Raw genomic sequence first — 17,384 nt, forward strand, 5'->3', positions numbered from 1 at the left:
TCCCGGGCGAGGCGGGGGAGCGGGCGTCCGGGGCGCGGGCGGGCGGGCACGGGGGCAAGGGGCGCGAGGGAGGCCGGTGCGCGGCGGGCGCGACGGGACGCGCGGGGGCGGGCGTTCGCGGCAGGGCGGGCCGGTGGACGCGGGGTCGACCGGCGGCGGGTGGCCGCGGGGGAGTCCTGCGGGGTGGAGGTGGACGGGGGCGCCCCGTCAGGGAGCGGTCCCGGGGCCCGGGCCGGCTCCGGCCGGGGAGTCGTCCGGGCCGGCTGAGGCTGCCGTCAGGAGCGCCGACTCGACGATCGCCTCCAGGCGGGCATGGTGGGCGCCCCGCCAGTAGACGCGGTCGCACGCCGTGCACTGGGCGAAGACGTCGTACGAGCGCTGCGTCCCCTGTTCGAGCACGCCCTGCACGGAGTCCTTGTCGGCCTCCCGCAGCGGGCCGTTGCACGCGGTGCACCTGCTCCAGGGCACCAGCGCCGGAGCGAAGCGCTCCAGCACGTCGGTGAGCTGCTCGTCGGGCCGGTCGCTGTAGACGTAGGCGCCGGCCCAGATCTCGCGGCGGCGCAGCAGCCCCCGGTCGCGCGAGAGCAGCACTCGCCGCTCCTTCGCGGAGAGGGCGGCGAGAGCGGGGTCGCCGATGTCCTCGTTCTCGTACGCGGCGTCCACGCCGAGCAGGCGCAGGCGGCGGGCGAGTGTGCCGAGGTGGACGTCGAGGAGGAAGCGCAGCGGGGCGCCGGGCACCTGCTGGGGACGTTCCACGGCCAGCACCTCCACGTGTTCGCCCGCGAGCGGGACGTGGGAGACCGGCACCGGGGAGCCGTCGACCAGCAGGCTGCCCGCCTCCGTCAGCGGGATGCCCAGGGACTCGACGACGTGGCCCAGCGTCGACGAGCCGTCCGTCACCACGGTGCTGGGTCCGCGGCGGCGGTCCGCGGGGATGAACAGGTGCAGTGCGGGGGCGGCGCTGAAGGAGATCTCCGGTCCGTTCACGGCGTCAGCATGTCACCGGGCGCGCGGCTCCGGCCACCGGATTGCGGGGCGCCCCACGGGTCGCGGGCGGCCCGGCGGCACGGCCGTCGTCCCGCGTGCCCCGCTGGTCGCCGTGCACCGTTCCGGGGGCGGGCACCGGGTCGTCGTCTCCGGCCCCGTGCCGGTCACGGGACGAAGCGGAAGTGCGTCATGACCCGGGAGTCCTGTCCGTCGAGTATGTGGAAGGCGACGGCCGGAGGCGCCTCGCGGTCGGTGAGCGTGTCGCCGGGTTCCCACGGCAGGCGCACCGTCGAGACGACACCGGGCGCGATGAGCAGCGGGCGCCCGGCGAAGGTGGTGGCCGCCGGGGTGTGGGCGTGCCCGGTGAGGACGGCCGGGACGTTCGTCCTGCCCTCCAGCACCTCGGCCAGGCGGTCCGCGTCGGTGAGGTTGGTCGAGTCCAGGTAGGGGTGGTGGATCACTGCGGGCGGGTGGTGGAAGGCCGGCAGCGCCGGGGTGTCGCCCAAGCCGTCGAGAGTGCTCGCCAGCCAGTCCAGGGTCTCGTCGCCGAGCAGCCCCGCGTCCTCGCCCGGAATCGTCGAGTCGCACATCAGGAGTGCGCGGCCGCCGACGAGGTGGAGCCGGTTCACCGGGTTCTCCCCGGATGCCGTCCCGGGGGCCTCGCCGAGGAGGACCTCGCGGTAGGCGGTGCGGTCGTCGTGATTGCCGGGACACGTGACGTAGGGGGAGGACAGCCGGGAAAGCAGATCCGCCGCGAGCGCGTACTCCTCGGGTGCGCCGTGGTCGGCTATGTCGCCGGTCACCAGAACGGCGTCGGGCTGCCGGGTGAGGGAGTTGAGGTACGCCACGGTGCGGGCGGCGCGGTCGGTGGCACGGGCGTCGCCGTCCAGGTGCAGATCGCTGATGTGGGCGAGGAGCATGAGTGGCCCTTCCGTGGTTAATGGTTCGAGTGCTCTGTTCCATTAGTTGATCCAGTTGATCACGGGACGGCGGCCGAGCCAAGGCCCCGGGGGAGGCAGGGGCGCGGAGAAAGAAAGGCGGTGGGAGGCAGTTGGCGCAGGGAGGCAGGGATATGCAGGGAGGCGAGGGCGCAGGAGGGCCGGGGGTGCAGCGGCGCAGTGGCCGGGCGTGCAGGGCCGGGCCCTCAACCGGCGGCGGGCCGGGCGTAGGCGGTGGGCGGTACCCCTACGGTCGCGGTGAAGTCCCTGACCAGATGGGCCTGATCGCTGTAGCCGAGCTCACCGGCGAGCGAGGCCCAGTCGGGTTCCCCGCCCGACTCCGCGCGCTCCAGCGCCTCGTGGATCCGGTAGCGCAGGATGACCCACTTGGGGCCGACGCCCACCTCGTCCGCGAACAGGCGTTGCAGCGAGCGCGCCGACACTCCCTCGGCCGAGGCCAGTTCGGCCACCCGCCGGATCGACCGGTCCGTGCGGGCGCGGTCGACCACGGCGACGGCCCGCAGGGCGCGATCGACGGCCGAGGGGTGCGGCCCGAGGCCGAGCAGATACGCGTCCAGCGCGGCGACCCGCGCGTTCTCGTCCTCAGGCCCGACGACGGCCCGGACTCCGTCCGCCGGCTCCGTCAGGGGCGAGGGCGGGGGCTCCGCGCCGTTCGTTCCCGCGCCGGTGGTCCGCGTTCCGGTGCTTCCCGCGCCGGTGGTCCGCGTCCCGGTGCTTCCCGCGCCGGTCGTTCCCGCCGGTACCGCACCGGAGCGCGTCCCGCCCAGCGGCACCCGCCGGCCCGTCCACTGCGACACCGGCCGGCCGGGAGCGAACGGGCGGAAGCCGCCCGGCCGGAACTGGACGCCGCACACCCGGCCGCGTCCCGTCAGCTTCTGCGTGAACAGCTTCAGGCCGATGCCCGCGACCTCTCCCCAGGGCTCCGCGTCGCCGTAGTGCTGGAAGACCATGTTCACCGAGGGGTGCGGCACCACATGGGTGGCGTACGGCTCGGGCAGGTCCCAGTCGACGAGCCAGTAGTGCTCCACGAAGGGGCGCAGTTCCGGGGTGGGTTCGCGGCGGCGGAACGCCACGCGGGAGAACAGCTCCCGCGCCTCGACGATGCCTCGCGTGTCCCGCCGCGGCGCTGCCATGTCCCGATCCTATGCCCGCGCGTGTCGCGTTTCTTCAAGACGGGCCGGACGCCGGATGCCTACGGTCGACCCATGACGAACACCCTGAGTGACCTGCTCGAAAGGGCCGCAGGACGGACGGTTCCGGTCGTGTGCGGCATCACCGACGACCAGCTGGCGGGCCCGACGCCGTGTGCCGAGTACGACGTGCGCGCCTTGGTCGACCACCTCTTCCAGGTCGTGGTCAACTTCCAGCGCCTGGCGGCCAAGGAGGACTCCGACTTCGGGGACGGGGCGCGTTTCGCCGGCCACGGCGACTGGCGGACCGAGTTCGCCGCGCAGACCCGCGCCCTGGCCGAGGCCTGGGCCGTACCTGGCGCGGACGAGGGCGAGACCGGCGCCATGAGCATGCCTGCCGCCCTGGTGGGGCGGATGGCCCTGGGAGACCTCGTCGTCCATGCCTGGGACCTGGCACGCGCCACGGGCCAGGAGTACGCCCCGGACCCGGGCACCGTGACCGAGGTGCGGGCCGCGTTCGGGGAACTCGCACCGACGGCACGGACGATGGGGGTGTTCGGTACGGAGCGGGAGCTTCCGGCCGGGGACACGCCTCCCTCCGACTTCGACCGGCTGCTGGCCCTCACCGGGCGGGACCCGCGGTGGACCCGTCCCGCACCGGAACGCCCCGCGGCCGGCGGGTGACGACCGCGACGCCGGGGTCCGGCGCGGCGCGGCAGCCGAGGGGCGCGGCGACGCGGTGACCGGGCCGGCCTCGCCGGCCATCGCCGCCCCGCCCGGGTCGCCCGACGGGTGCGGGCCGGGTCACGGCGCCGGTCGGGGACGGGCCGGGCCGCGGCGTGCACGGTGCGGACGGGGCCGCGGCGCGTACGGCGCGAGCAGGGCCCGCACGGCGCGAGCCAGTCCCGCGGCGCGCCCGGCGGCGAGGGCGGTGCGCCGGGAGGGCCGGGAGGGCTGGGAGGCGGCCGGGGCGGGGGGCCGGAAGAGCGGTCGGCAGAGCGGTCGGCAGGGCCACCGGGCAAGCGGCCGGGCGGGCCGCCGGGAGGGCGGCCGGCAGGGCGGGCCGGGACGCCGGCCGAGGCGCGGAACCGCAGCGTATGCCCCGATCGGGTGGGATCGCGGCCGTACGGACCAACCGGCCCGTGTCACGGCCCGGCAGGCTCCGCGCCTTTCCGAGCATCGTCGTATGAACTCCCTCTCCAGACGCCTCGCCGCGCTGCGCACGCGCGCCCTGTCCACCGGTGCCGCGTGCGCCGTGCTGGCCACCGTGGTGCCCGTGCTCACGATCGGCCCCGGCGCCGCCACGGCCCAGGCCGCACCGCTGCCCGGAGGACTCGGTCCCTGCGTGCCGGGCGCCTGCCCCGACCTGTTCCCCGGGATCGGCAACGGTGCGTTCGCGGGCCGGGACGACGGCGTCAACATCTTCGTGGGCGAGGACTTCCTCGTGCGCGGCCGTGCCGCGGAGGCCGAGGGCCGCGTCGTCGTGCTCGACACCTTCGACCAGGACAAGGACCCGGCGGGCGGCGCCAACTACAACCTCGGCATCGCCGGAGTCGGGTCCCGTGTGCCCCCGTCCGTCGACACGCCCTTCCTCACGACGGGCGGCGACGTCACCATCGCGGCGGGCGAGACGCTGGACACCACCGGCGGTCTGGTCGAGGAGCGCGGGATCGTCCGCTACGCGGGCACCCTCAGCGGAACGATCACCGGTGAGCCCGATCCCGACCCGGACGCCGTCGACCCCTACGCCGGACTGCGCGACGAGCTCACAGCGGCCAGCCAGTGCTACGCGCGGGTGGACGGACAGCCGCGCACGCCGACCGGCACCGCGGTCAACCAGGGCTTCCAGACCCTCTTCACGGGTGACGGGACGTCCGCCCTCCAGGTCTTCAACGTCGACTTCGACATGGTGGCGGCAGGCGGCGGACAGCAGGGCATCGTCTTCGCCGGGATCCCGGACGACGCGACCGTGCTCGTCAACGTCTTCGGCGCGGACCGGGTCCTGAACACGTACAGCGGCGGCATCGACGACGCCACCGACCCGCTCAACGCCTACCGCGAGCGGCTGCTGTGGAACTACCCCGACGCCACGGACATCGCTCTGACGGGCACCGGCCAGTTCCAGGGCAGCTTCCTCATGGGCGAGCAGTCCTCGCAGACCACGGTGAGCCTCCCGGGGATCAACGGACGCTTCTTCACGACCGGTTCGCTCACCCACACCAGTTCGGCCGGCGGCGGGGGCGGGCAGGAGTTCCACGCCTACCCGTTCGACGGCGACCTCCCCGACTGCGGCACCCCGCCGCCCACGACGGGCCAGGTGCGGGTGGTGAAGACCGACGCGGAGACGGGTGAGCCGCTGGCGGGCGCCGAGTTCGAGCTGTGGCGCGAGACGAACGGCGTCGCGGGCCTGCAGACCGGCGGGGCCACCCCCGACACGCTCGTCACCGAGTGCACGACGCCCGCTTCGGGCCTGTGCTCGTCCACCACGACGACGGGGACGTACTACTGGCGGGAGACCGAGGCCCCCGACGGCTACCAGCTGCCGGACCCGAACGTCTTCGGCCCGCTGGAGCTCGACAGCGACAACGCGGACAGCGGTGTCCAGGTCGAAGCGGTCAACAGCCGGTCGCCGCAGCCGCCCACGACGGGTCAGGTGCGGGTGCTGAAGACGGACGCCGAGTCGGGTGAGCCGCTGGCGGGCGCCGAGTTCGAGCTGTGGCGCGAGACGAACGATGTCGCGGGCCTCCAGACGACCGGCACGGACCCGGACACCATGGTGACCACCTGCACCACGCCCGCTTCGGGCCTGTGCTCGTCCACCACGACGACGGGGACGTACTACTGGCGGGAGACCGAGGCCCCCGACGGCTACCGGCTGCCGAACCCGAACGTCTTCGGCCCGCTGGTCCTGACCGCGGAGAACGCCTCCGCCGGTGTGCAGGTCGAGGCCGAGAACACGGAGCTGCCCCAGCCCTCGGTGGTGGGCCAGGTGCGCGTGGTGAAGACGGACGCCGAGTCGGGTGAGCCGCTGGCGGGCGCCGAGTTCGAGCTGTGGCGCGAGACCAACGGCGTCACGGGCCTCCAGACGACCGGCACGGACCCGGACACCATGGTCACGACCTGCACCACGCCCGCCTCCGGTGTCTGCTCCCGGCTGGTCCTGGCGGGCACGTTCTACTGGCGGGAGACCGACGCGCCCGACGGCTACCGGCTGCCGGACCCGAACGTCTTCGGCCCGCTGGTCCTGACCGCCGAGAACGCCTCCGCCGGTGTCCAGGTCGAGGCCGAGAACACCCGCACCCCCGAGCCCCCGGCCACGGGATCGCTCACCCTGGTGAAGTCGGACGCCAAGAACGGCGCTCTGCTGGCCGGGGCGGTCTTCGAGCTGTGGCGCGAGACGAACGGCGTCGACGGACTGCAGCGGACCGGCACCGACCCCGACACCCGCGCCGACGCGGGATGCGCCACCGACACCGCGGGCCGGTGCGTCTTCGACGACCTGCCGCTCGGTGAGTACTACCTCGTCGAGACCGCGGTGCCCGAGGGCTACGTCCTGCCGGACAACCCGGTCACCGGGCCGTACGAGGTGACCGAGGAGAACAGCGGCCGGGGCGTCACCGTCGAGCTCGACAACGAGCGCGGCGAACCCTGCAAGGGCAAGGACTGCAAGCCCTGCGAGGGCAAGGGCTGCACGGCGGACGCGGACCGCGCCCGCGGCGCCTCGCGCGTCTGACGCGGGTCACCCGCCCGGCCGACCAGCGGTGGTCGGCCGGGCGGGTGCGCTGTTCCACTCGGGACCAGCCCGCGCACCCTGGAGGACCCGCATGAACCCCGTCCGTTCCGCCGGAGTCCCGGCAGCCCTCGCCGTGCTCGTCTGCGCGTTCGCTCCGGCTCCGGCCGCGGCGGCTCCGGCCGGCGACACCCCGTGCACCGCCGCCACCGGCCCGTACCAGCGGCAGATGGAGAGCCATCTGGGGCTGACCGTGGACGGCCGCCAGTCCGAGGCGGACTGCCAGGCGGTGCGCGCCTTCCAGACGGAGCACGGCACCCCGCGCCGCGACGGCTACGCCGACCTGGCCACGTACCGCACGATGGTCGCCGTCGAGGCGGCGCCCGACCCGAACGCCGAGGGGCGTTGCCCGGTCCGCACATACCGTGTGACCTGCGTCGACATGGACCGCCAGCTGCTGTGGGTGCAGACCGGGGACGCCGTGGACTTCGGGCCCGTGCCCATCCGCACCGGCCGGGACGCGCAGGAGACCCGCCCCGGCATGCACGAGATCTACTGGCGCAGCCGCGACCACGTCTCCACCCTCTACGACGACGCGCCGATGCCGTACGCGCAGTTCTTCGACGGCGGCCAGGCCCTCCACGGGCGGCCCGGCGACCTGTACGACGGAGGAGGCTCGGCGGGCTGTGTGAACCTCTCCCTGGACGACGCCTCCGCGCTCTGGGACCTGCTCGACGTCGACGACAGCGTCTACGTGTGGGGCGTGAAGCCGGGCACCGCGGACCGGTCCGCCGCCCCGGACCGCGCCGCCACCGCGGACTGATCCCGGACGCCGCCACCGGGGTGCCGGACGGCCGCCACCCCGGGTGCGGAGAGCGCGCCGGTCCCGGCCGCCCGGCGTGACGCCCCTCACGCCGTGCGCCCGGCGCCGCCCGCCCGGCGTGATCCCCGCCTCCCCGCGGACCTCCTCCGTACATCTGCCCGACCGACCCCGTTAAGCTCGCGGGTCACGACCGGCAACAGATGGAGATGTGGACGTGTCCCGAGCGCGTGTGGGTGTGGCCGTACTGACGATGGGCACCCGTCCGGCCGAACTGCGGGCCCTGCTCGACTCGGTGGCCGCGCAGGACCTGCCCGCCACCCGGATCGTCGTCGTCTCCAACGGCGCCGCGCTCCCCGAACTGCCCGCCGGTGTCACCGGAGTGGAGCTGCCGGAGAACCTGGGCGTGGCCGGCGGGCGCAACGTCGCCATGGAGCGGCTGCGCGAGTTCGGGGACATCGACATCCTGGTCGACCTCGACGACGACGGGCTCCTGATCGAGCCCGACGTCTTCAGCCGCCTCTCGGCGATGTACGAGGCCGACCCCCGGCTCGGCATCGTCAGCTTCCGCATCGCCGACGAGACCGGCTTCACCCAGCGCCGGCACGTCCCGCGGATCGGCCGGACCGATCCGATGCGGGGCGGCCAGGTCACCACGTTCCTCGGCGGCGGGCACGCGCTGTCGATGCCGATGCTGGAACGTGTCGGCGGCTGGCCGGACGACTTCTTCTTCACCCACGAGGAGACGGACCTCGCCTGGCGGGCGCTGGACGACGGCTGGAAGATCCTCTACGCCCCCGAGCTGGTGCTCCAGCATCCGCGGACCGCGCCCACCCGGCACGGCGTGTACTACCGGATGACGGCGCGCAACCGCGTCTGGCTCGCCAAGCGGAACCTCCCGGCGCTGCTCGTGCCGCTCTACCTCGGTTCCTGGACCGCCCTGACGCTGGCCCGCACCCGGTCGGGCTCGGGACTGCGCGCCTGGTTCGGCGGCTTCGCCGAGGGCGTCCGCACGCCCTGCGGCGAGCGCCGGCCGATGCGGTGGAGCACCGTGTGGCTGATGGCGCGCCTGGGCCGGCCGCCGGTGGTCTGACCCCCTGCGACCCCGTTCCTCGCCGAGCCTCGCCCCTCAGCGCCCGGCCCCCGGGTCCGGGTCCGGGTCCTCGGCGAACGTGATGCGGGCGAGCCGGCTGTCCAGCCAGTCCTCCAGGCGGGTGGGCTGCACGATCGTGCCGGGATTGTGCGGCTGGTTGAGGTCGGCGACGACCGCGGCGAGGACCCGGCGGCGTTCCTCCGGATCGGTCACCGGGGCGGCCGTCGCCGCCAGGTCCGCCCGCACCCCGTGCTTGAGGTGGAACGTGAACGCAGGCCGGGCCAGCAGGTTGGCGTACCAGTCGGTGGGCCGGCCCGACGTGCCGCTGCACAGGTAGGTGGCGCCGAGAGCCCGGTAGAAGAAGATCTCGATGCGCCGGGGCACGCCGCTGCGGCGGCCCGTCGTGGTGATGTCGACGATCCTCTCCCGGGTGCCGGCGGCCGGGGTGATCTCGATCGCTGCGCGGATCGCTGCGTCCATGAGCGGGTCCTTTCGCGTGAGGGCGGGCCGGAGGGCGGGCAGGCGCCGGAGACGTCCTGCCCGCGCCGCGGCGGGGTGGTCAGGCAGCCGTCTCGTGCGTGTCGTGCTGCAGTGCGGGGCCGAGCAGCAGGCCGCCGTCGACGACGAACTCCGCGCCGGTGACGAAGGACGCCTCGGACGAGCTGAGGTACAGCAGCGCACGGGTGATGTCGGCGGGCTCGCCGAGCCGCGGGATCGCGAACGGCTCGGGGGAGTAGAAGTCCGAGATGGGGGCCTCGCTCCCGGCGGCGGGCTCGGTGATGAAGGGGGTGGCGACGACACCCGGGTGGATGGCGTTGACGCGGATGCCGTCGCGTCCCAGTTCCAGGGCCGCGGTCTTCGTCAGGCCGCGCACCCCCCACTTGCTGGTCACGTACGGGGCGTAGTGCGCGGTGCCGCCGATGCCGGAGGTGGAGGCGATGTTGACGATCACGCCGCCGCCGGCCCGCCGCAGCGAGGGCGCCGCGGTCTTGATGCCGAGGAACGTCCCGGTGAGGTTGATGCCCAGGATGCGGTTCCAGACCCGCTGCTCGGTGGCCTCCACGGGTGCCGGGGGATTCTGCACGCCGGCGTTGTTGACCAGGACGGACAGCGGGCCGAAGTGCTCCTCCGCACGGGCGAGGGCCTGCTGCCAGGACTGCTCGTCGGTGACGTCGAGCCGGACGTACAGGGCGCGGTCGCCGAGCTCGGCGGCGAGGGCCGAGCCGCGGTCCTCGGCGATGTCGGCGATCACCACCCGGGCGCCCTCGGCGTGGTAGGCGCGCACATGGCTCGCCCCCTGTCCGCCGGTGCCGCCGGTGACGAGAACGGTCTGGTTGTCGAAGCGTCCCATGGTGCGGGCCTTCCGTGACGGTGGTTCGTGATGGGGATCGAGGCGAGGTGACGTGGTGAGTCAAGTGACTCGCCTCGCCTCGAACGCTACGAGCGGACCGGGTGGTGAGTCAAGTGGGTCACCTCGCCCGTAGGATGTCGGTATGACCACTGAGCCCTCGGCCTACCACCAGCGCGTCGCCGGGCAGAAGCGGGCGGCGATCCTGGCGGCCGCCACCCGCCTGTTCCTCGATTCCGGCTACGACCGGACCTCCCTCGCCAAGATCGCCGAGGCGGCCGGTGTGTCGAAGGCGACGCTGTTCAAGCAGTTCCCGACCAAGGCGGCGCTGTTCGACGCGATCGTCACCGCCTCGTGGCGGTCCGGGGAGGAGGACGAGGCGGCCCACCCGGCGGCCGGTGATCCGCGCGCGGGCCTCACCGCCATCGGCCGGCGCTACGCCGCGCTGCTGACCCGCCCCGGGATGGCCGACCTGTTCCGCATCGTCATCGCCGAGCTGCACCGTTTCCCGGAGCTGGCGGAAACCCAGTTCAACCGCGGGAAGATGCCCTACTTCGCCTCGGTGCGGCGCTATCTGGAGGCGGAGCGCGCCGCCGGCACGGTCGCGCTGGACGACGCCGACCTCGCCGCCACGCAGTTCCTCGGGATGATCTCCAACTACGTCTTCTGGCCCCGGATGCTGCTGGCGCACTGGGCCCCCGACCAGCCGGTGACGGACCACGTCGTGGACGAGGCCGTGCTGATGATGCTGGCCCGGTACGCGACGCCGGCGGGACGGCCTGACGCGGCGTCCTGACGACACCCCGCCCGGGACCCTCCGCTCCCCGGGCCCGTGCCCCCGGGGAGCGGAGGGTCCCGGGGCACGGCGGCGGCGGCCCGCTCAGCGGTCGGCGAGGGCGCGGATCTCCGCGGCGATCAGCGCGGGGTCCTCCTCCGCCATGAAGTGCCCGCACCCGACGGTGCGGTGCCGCAGATCCGGCGCCCACGCACTCCACAGGCCCTCCGCGTGGTAGCCCAGCGCGGCCCCCCAGTCCTGCTGGAGCACGGTGACGGGCACCGAAATCCGGTTGCCGGCGTCGCGGTCGGCGGCGTCGTGGTCGACGTCGATGCCCGCGGACGCGCGGTAGTCGGCCACGATCGAGGGGACGGCGGCGGCGCAGGCGTCCAGGTAGCGGCGGCGGACCTCGTCCGGCATCGCGGCGGGGCCCGACGCCCAGGCGTCGAGGAAGTGGCCGAAGAAGGCGTCGGGGCTCGCCCCGATCATCGCCTCCGGCAGCCCGGGCTCCTGCGCCATGAGGTAGAGGTGGAAGCCGACCGCGGCGGACAGGCCCCGCAGCGAGTCCCACATGTCGAGCGTCGGCAGCACGTCCAGCATCGCGACCCGCCGCACCGCCCCGGGGTGGTCCATGGCCGCCCGGAACGCGACCAGCGCTCCCCGGTCGTGGCCGACCAGGTCGAAGCCGTCGTGTCCGAGCTCGGCGGCGAGGCGGACGACGTCCCGCGCCATGGTCCGCTTGGAGTACACGTCGGGCCCGGTCTCGGCGGGCTTGTCGCTCTCCCCGTAGCCGCGCAGGTCGGGGCAGATGACCGTGCGGTCGGCCGCGAGGTCGGCGGCGACGTGCCGCCACATCAGATGGGTCTGCGGGAAGCCGTGCAGCAGCACGACGGGGCGGCCGGCGCCGCCGACGGCGGCGTGCAGGGACACGCCGTCGTCGACGCGCACGCGGTGCGGGGTGAAGCCGGGGATGCTCAGGGATGTCACAGCAGCTCCTGGTGCTCGTGGCAGGGTGGAGACGTCTCCGGTGCCGGTGTCCGGCCCCGGGTCTCGGGGACGTCGTCCACACTGCGGGCCCCGGATCAGCGATCGATGAGCGCACGTGCGGGCCCGCGACGGCGCGGAGCGCGGGAGGGCCGTGCGGTGGGTGTGCAGTTCGGACTGCTGGGGCCGGTGGCCGCCTGGGACCGGCGCGGTGAGCCGGTCGCCCTCGGCGCGCCCCGCCACCGCGAGGTGCTCGGCCGGCTGCTGATCGCCCGGAACCGGGTGGTGCCCGTCGACCGGCTCGTCGCCGACCTCTGGGAGGACGAGCCGGCGGCCGGTTCGGTGGGCGCCGTGCGCACCTTCGTCGCCGCCCTGCGCAGGGTCCTGGAACCGGACCGTCCGCCGCACCGGCCCCCGCGGGTGCTGGTGACGCAGGGGCCCGGGTACGTGCTCCACGCCGCCCGGGACGCGGTGGACGCGTGGTGCTTCGAGGACGCGGCCGCCCGGGCCGCCGCGGCGCCGCCGCACTCCGCGGTCGCGATCTGGGACGAGGCGCTCGCCTGGTGGCGGGGGCCGGTGCTGGCCGACTTCCCCGCGGCGCGGTGGACCGCCGCGGAGCGGGCGCGTCTGGAGGCGCTGCGCCTCCAGGCGGTCGAACGCCGCGCCGACGCGCTGGTGGCCACCGGCGCCGCCCGGGACGCGGTGCCGGACCTGGAGGCCCATGTGGCCGCGCATCCCTGGCGCGAGGACGGCTGGGTGCTGCTGGCCACCGCCCTGGACCGCTCGGGCCGGCGCGGGGACGCGCTGGAGGCGCTGCGACGTGCCCGGGACACGCTGGCCGGGCAGCTCGGGATGGACCCGGGCCCCGCGCTGGCGCGGACGCAGGAACGCATCCTGCGCGGCCCGGACGCGCCCGGCACGGGGGACGAGGCGGGTGCCGGGCTCGCCGACGGGGTCTGGGGGCGGGCCGCGGCCGCGTGGGAACGCTCGGTGCCCGGCCGGGCCCGGCTGCGGCTGCACGCCACGGCGGGGCTGCTGCGCGACCTGGCGCTGGCCGGGGCGGACGGCCTGGAGGAGGCCCGCGCGCAGCGGACGGACGTGGTCGCCGCGGCCGAGGCGACGGGGGACGCCGACCTGGCGGCGCGGGTGATCGGCTCCTACGACGTGCCCGCCGTGTGGACGCGTGCGGACGATCCGGCGGGCGCCGGCGCCCTGGTCCGGGCGGCTGTGCGTGCGGCGGCGGCGCTCGGGCCGGACGCCTCGCGCCCGGTCCGGGCCCGGCTGCTGGCCGTCGTCGCCGTGGAGTCGCGGGGCGACGCCGCGGCGGACGGGCGGCTGCCGCGGGCAGCGGACGCCCCCGCCGTCGAGCCCTGGCGGCGGCGGGCGGCCGGGGCGGCGGACGAGGCCGTCGGGATCGCCCGCGAACTGGGCGACCCCGGGCTGTTGGCGTTCGCCCTCAACGGCACGTTCATGCAGTCCTTCGAACGCTGCGGCCTCGCGTCCCGCCGGGCGGACACCGGCGCCGAACTGACCGCCTTGTCGGTCACCCACGGCATGCCGAACCACGAGGTGCTGGGCCGGCTGGTGCGCATGCAGGCGCTCGCCGCCCTGGGCGACACGGCGGGCGCCGACGCCGAGGCCGACGCCGCCGACCGGCTGGCGAGCCGTCACGAACGGCCCCTGGCAGGCGTGTTCACCTCCTGGTACCGCGCGCTGCGGGTCTGCGAGACGGACGGCTGGGGCCGGGCCGAGCCGCTGTACCGGGAGGTGCTCCGCGCGACCGCGGAGTCCGGTATGCCCGGACTCGCCCACGGCGCCCCGGCGCTGGTCGCCCTCGTCCCCGTGCTGCGCGGTGACGGCCTGCCCGCTCCCGGCGCGTTCGACGGGATCGACCCGGGTCCGTACGAGCCCTGGCTGCGGCCGCTGCTCCTGGCCGGGGAAGGGCGTACCGGCGAGGCGCGCGGCGCGCTCGCCACCGTGCCGCGGCCGCCGCACGACCTGCTCCAGGAGGCGCTGTGGTGCGTCCTCGCCCGCGCCGCCGGAGCGGTCGGGGAGCACCGGCTCCTGCGCCGGGCCCGGGACGAGATCGCCCGCGCGTCGGGCGAGTGGGCGGGCGCGGGGAGCGGCCTGGTCTCCTTCGGCCCGGTGGACCGCCACCTCCGGGCGGCCGACGCGGCACTGCGCGGGGCGGGGTGATCCGACCGCGGGGATGTCTGATCGCGGGCGGGGGCACGGGGGCACGCCGGGGGGCCTGATCGTGGGCGGCTCGACCGCGGCGCGGGGTGACGTGATCCCGGGCGCGGGCCGGCTCGACCGCGGGGCCGTCCGATCGCGGGCGCGCGGCACGCGGGCCGGTCCGACCGCGGGGCGACGTGATCGCGCCGCGCGGCGCGTGGCCGGGCGACGCTGACGGCGTGCACGCGGCGGGCGCCGGGCGCTCCGGGCACCGCGCGGGCGGCGTGAAGCGGTCCGCGGGGACCGTCCGGGGCGACCGCGGCCCGTGCGGGGGGCGAGGGGCCTGCGGCGCCCCGCCGCCGACGGCCCCGGGCGCCCCGAACCCGGCGCGGCGACCTGCACGGGACGCGACGCCGGACGCCCGCGCCGGGACCGGTCCTGCGCCGTCGGCGCCCCTTCGCCGCCCGCGTACGGCGAAGGGCGGGCCCATGGGCCCGCCCTCCTCCCGCCGTTGCCGGTGCGGCCTCGGTCAGGGCCACACCAGGCAGTACGGCTGATGTCCCGCCTCGTGCAGACGATGGCTGAAATCTTGCCATTCGTGGAGCAGTTGGTAGACGTTGAACGCGTCCCGCGGGCCGCCGCGGTCCGGGACCGTCGACCAGATGAACGCCGCCGCGCCGACCGACTCCTCGCCGATGTCGCGCAGCGGGTCGACCGCGGTCATCGGCAGCTTGACCACCGCGTAGTCCGGGTGCAGGACCACGAGTTCCAGCGGCGGCACCTTGTGCAGGGGCATGCCCTGGATGCCGGTCAGCACCATCGCGGCTATGGTCTCGGGCTTGATCTTGGTGAACATGCCGCCCATGCCGAGCTCGTCGCCGCCCAGCTCCTCGGGACGCATCGAGATGGGCACGCGGGCGGCCGTCGCGCCGTCGGGCGCGCCGAAGTACTTGTACGTCACCCCCAACCGGCCGCTCCTGCCTCCCAAGGGCTCATGTGCTTCGCCTCGCCGGTGCTTTCCCCGCCGGGCAGGCTCAGGACCCAGGTCGTCGGTCCCCTCGCCCAGTCCGCCACCGCGATGCATATCTCCACCCGACCACTCGCAGCCCCCGCCGCGCAACCAGATCATCGTGACAGTGACCTCCCCCACGAACGTGCGGTGAAACACCTGTCCGCAAGATCGCCCGGGCCTCTGAGACCATGGTTTCCGTGAGCTTTCCCTATGACGCCCCAGTTTCGCAGACGCTTTTCGACCGCGCGTCCCTCGTGACGCCCGGCGGCGTGAACTCTCCCGTCCGTGCTTTCCGTGCCGTGGGCGGTACGCCCCGGTTCATGGTGTCCGGCACCGGCCCGTACCTGACCGACGCCGACGGCCGCGAGTACGTCGACCTGGTCTGCTCGTGGGGTCCGATGATCCTCGGGCACTCCCACCCCGAGGTCGTCGGGGCGGTGCAGGCGGCGGTCGCCCGCGGCACCTCGTTCGGCACGCCGGGCGAGGGCGAGGTCGCGCTCGCCGAGGAGATCGTGGCCCGGGTGGCACCCGTCGAGCAGGTGCGGCTGGTCTCCAGCGGCACCGAGGCGACGATGTCCGCGATCCGGCTGGCCCGCGGATTCACCGGCCGCGCCAAGGTGGTCAAGTTCGCCGGCTGCTACCACGGGCACGTGGACGCCCTGCTGGCCGCCGCCGGGTCGGGGCTCGCCACCTTCGCGCTGCCGGACACCCCCGGTGTCACCGGGGCCCAGGCCGGCGACACGATCGTGCTGCCGTACAACGACCTGGAGGCCGTCCGGGCCGCCTTCGCGGCGCACCCGGGCGAGATCGCCTGTGTGATCACCGAGGCGTCGCCCGGCAACATGGGCGTCGTCCCGCCGCTGCCGGGCTTCAACCAGGGTCTGAAGGACCTCTGCGCCGGTGACGGCGCGCTGTACATCTCGGACGAGGTCATGACCGGCTTCCGCACCTCGCGCGCCGGCTGGTTCGGCGTCGACGGCGTGGTCCCCGACCTGATGACCTTCGGCAAGGTCATGGGCGGCGGCTTCCCCGCGGCGGCCTTCGGCGGCCGTGCCGACGTGATGGGCCACCTCGCCCCCGCCGGCCCCGTCTACCAGGCCGGCACGCTCTCCGGGAACCCGGTCGCGACCGCCGCCGGCCTCGCGCAGCTGCGCCTCCTCGACGACGCCGCCTACACCGCGGTGAACGCCGTCTCCCGGGAGATCCAGGCCCTGGTGACCGGCGCCCTCGCCAAGGAGGGCGTGGCGCACCGGCTCCAGTCGGCGAGCAACATGTTCTCGGTGTTCTTCACCGCCGACGAGGTGCGCGACTACGAGGGCGCCAAGCGCCAGGAGGCGTTCCGCTTCAACGCGTTCTTCCACTCGATGCTCGCCGACGGGGTCTACCTGCCGCCGTCCGCCTTCGAGTCCTGGTTCGTCTCCACCGCGCACGACGAGCGCGCCGTGGAGCGGATCGCCGCGGCCCTGCCGGCCGCCGCCCGGGCAGCCGCGGAGGCCACGGCATGAGCGCGGACGACATCACCGTCGTGCACCTGATGCGCCACGGCGAGGTGCACAACCCGGACGGCGTGCTCTACGGACGCCGGGCGGGCTACCACCTCTCCGAGCTGGGACGGCAGATGGCCGACCGGGTCGCCGAGCACCTGGCGGGGCGGGACGTCACCCATGTCGTGGCCTCCCCCCTGGAGCGGGCGCAGGAGACGGCGCAGCCGGTCGCCAAGACGCACGGTCTGGGCCTCGCCACCGACGAGCGGCTGATCGAGGCGGGCAACGTCTTCGAGGGCAAGACGTTCGGCGTCGGCGACGGCGCGCTGCGACGGCCGGAGAACTGGAAGCACCTGACGAACCCGTTCCGCCCGTCGTGGGGCGAGCCGTACATCGAGCAGGTCGTGCGGATGATGGGCGCGCTCGACGCGGCGAAGGACGCGGCGCGCGGCCACGAGGCGGTGTGCGTCAGCCACCAGCTGCCGATCTGGATCGTGCGCAGCTTCGTGGAGAAGCGCCGCCTGTGGCACGACCCGCGCCGCCGGCAGTGCACGCTGGCCTCGCTGACGTCGTTCACGTACCAGGGCGACAGGATCGTCTCGGTCGGCTACTCCGAACCGGCCCGCGATCTCGTTCCCGCGCATCTGCTCGCCGGTGCGAAGCCGGTGAAGGGGAAGTCGAAGGCATTCGGCGCCTGAGGACCGTCTCACGCTTCCGCGATGACCGTCCCGCAGGGATTGCCCTGCGACGACCGTTCCGCGACGACCGTTCCGCGAGGACGCTCCCGCCGGGACCCTCGCGCAGGCTTGTCGCGGGAGGGTCCGCGGGCCCTTTCCGTCACGCGCGGCGTACGGCCCGGTCTCCCCGGCGGCAGCGGGCCGCCGGGG

The 17,384-nt window shown here is 74.9% G+C and carries 15 protein-coding genes; 8 read left to right on the forward strand and 7 right to left on the reverse strand.

What is annotated here, in order from left to right; translation table 11 throughout:
- Positions 1-207: 207 nt before the first annotated feature.
- The 3 genes from IAG43_RS18050 to IAG43_RS18060 all read right to left on the reverse strand — a co-directional run bounded on the left by IAG43_RS18050 (position 208) and on the right by IAG43_RS18060 (position 3,079).
- On the reverse strand, positions 208-987 hold the full coding sequence (locus IAG43_RS18050) for a Mut7-C RNAse domain-containing protein (RefSeq protein ID WP_187741757.1): 780 nt from the start codon (positions 985-987) through the stop codon (positions 208-210).
- A gap of 164 nt (positions 988-1,151) precedes the next feature.
- Positions 1,152-1,907 (reverse strand): phosphodiesterase, encoded by a 756-nt coding sequence (locus IAG43_RS18055; RefSeq protein WP_187741758.1) that lies wholly within the window; start codon positions 1,905-1,907, stop codon positions 1,152-1,154.
- Between the two features lie 224 nt (positions 1,908-2,131).
- Positions 2,132-3,079, reverse strand: coding sequence for a helix-turn-helix domain-containing protein (locus IAG43_RS18060; protein WP_187741759.1), 948 nt, complete (start codon positions 3,077-3,079; stop codon positions 2,132-2,134).
- A 72-nt stretch (positions 3,080-3,151) separates the two neighbouring features.
- On the opposite strand from IAG43_RS18060, the gene IAG43_RS18065 reads away from it, so the two are divergent.
- From IAG43_RS18065 to IAG43_RS18080, 4 genes are all read left to right on the forward strand, one after another.
- Complete coding sequence (locus IAG43_RS18065; RefSeq protein WP_187741760.1) at positions 3,152-3,760, forward strand: TIGR03086 family metal-binding protein; 609 nt, start codon at positions 3,152-3,154, stop codon at positions 3,758-3,760.
- A gap of 502 nt (positions 3,761-4,262) precedes the next feature.
- The gene (locus IAG43_RS18070) at positions 4,263-6,809 is read left to right on the forward strand and encodes a SpaA isopeptide-forming pilin-related protein (protein ID WP_187741761.1); all 2,547 of its coding nucleotides are present in this window, start codon (positions 4,263-4,265) and stop codon (positions 6,807-6,809) included.
- 91 nt (positions 6,810-6,900) lie between these two features.
- On the forward strand, positions 6,901-7,629 hold the full coding sequence (locus IAG43_RS18075; RefSeq protein ID WP_187741762.1) for a L,D-transpeptidase family protein: 729 nt from the start codon (positions 6,901-6,903) through the stop codon (positions 7,627-7,629).
- 214 nt (positions 7,630-7,843) lie between these two features.
- Entirely contained in the window at positions 7,844-8,719 is an 876-nt protein-coding gene (locus IAG43_RS18080) for a glycosyltransferase family 2 protein (protein WP_187741763.1), read from the forward strand.
- Positions 8,720-8,755: 36 nt separating this feature from the next.
- On the opposite strand, the gene IAG43_RS18085 is transcribed toward IAG43_RS18080, so the two are convergent.
- Together IAG43_RS18085 and IAG43_RS18090 are read right to left on the reverse strand one after the other, a co-directional pair.
- Positions 8,756-9,199 (reverse strand): nitroreductase/quinone reductase family protein, encoded by a 444-nt coding sequence (locus tag IAG43_RS18085; protein ID WP_187741764.1) that lies wholly within the window; start codon positions 9,197-9,199, stop codon positions 8,756-8,758.
- Positions 9,200-9,278: 79 nt separating this feature from the next.
- Positions 9,279-10,070 carry an SDR family NAD(P)-dependent oxidoreductase gene (locus IAG43_RS18090; RefSeq protein ID WP_187741765.1) on the reverse strand — a complete coding sequence of 264 codons (792 nt, stop codon included), beginning with the start codon at positions 10,068-10,070 and terminating at the stop codon, positions 9,279-9,281.
- A 142-nt stretch (positions 10,071-10,212) separates the two neighbouring features.
- On the opposite strand from IAG43_RS18090, the gene IAG43_RS18095 reads away from it, so the two are divergent.
- Positions 10,213-10,863, forward strand: a complete 651-nt coding sequence (locus tag IAG43_RS18095) for a TetR/AcrR family transcriptional regulator (RefSeq protein ID WP_187741766.1) — start codon at positions 10,213-10,215, stop codon at positions 10,861-10,863.
- 84 nt (positions 10,864-10,947) lie between these two features.
- Here IAG43_RS18095 and IAG43_RS18100 read toward each other — a convergent pair whose 3' ends face one another.
- Positions 10,948-11,829: an alpha/beta fold hydrolase gene (locus IAG43_RS18100; RefSeq protein WP_187741767.1), complete on the reverse strand. Its 882-nt coding sequence runs from the start codon at positions 11,827-11,829 to the stop codon at positions 10,948-10,950.
- A 156-nt stretch (positions 11,830-11,985) separates the two neighbouring features.
- Between IAG43_RS18100 and IAG43_RS18105 the strand changes: the two genes are divergently transcribed.
- Positions 11,986-14,022, forward strand: a complete 2,037-nt coding sequence (locus IAG43_RS18105) for an AfsR/SARP family transcriptional regulator (RefSeq protein ID WP_223005941.1) — start codon at positions 11,986-11,988, stop codon at positions 14,020-14,022.
- A 508-nt stretch (positions 14,023-14,530) separates the two neighbouring features.
- Here IAG43_RS18105 and IAG43_RS18110 read toward each other — a convergent pair.
- Positions 14,531-15,085: a hypothetical protein gene (locus tag IAG43_RS18110; RefSeq protein ID WP_187741769.1), complete on the reverse strand. Its 555-nt coding sequence runs from the start codon at positions 15,083-15,085 to the stop codon at positions 14,531-14,533.
- 116 nt (positions 15,086-15,201) lie between these two features.
- Here IAG43_RS18110 and hemL point away from each other — a divergent pair, with 116 nt between their 5' ends.
- Entirely contained in the window at positions 15,202-16,518 is a 1,317-nt protein-coding gene (gene hemL, locus IAG43_RS18115) for a glutamate-1-semialdehyde 2,1-aminomutase (RefSeq protein WP_187741770.1), read from the forward strand.
- Complete coding sequence (locus IAG43_RS18120; protein ID WP_187741771.1) at positions 16,515-17,195, forward strand: histidine phosphatase family protein; 681 nt, start codon at positions 16,515-16,517, stop codon at positions 17,193-17,195. The genes hemL and IAG43_RS18120 overlap by 4 nt, the downstream gene beginning before the upstream one ends.
- Positions 17,196-17,384: the final 189 nt, after the last annotated feature.

It is taken from the genome of Streptomyces genisteinicus, from assembly GCF_014489615.1.
In the GTDB taxonomy this organism is placed as follows: Bacteria; Actinomycetota; Actinomycetes; order Streptomycetales; family Streptomycetaceae; genus Streptomyces; species Streptomyces genisteinicus.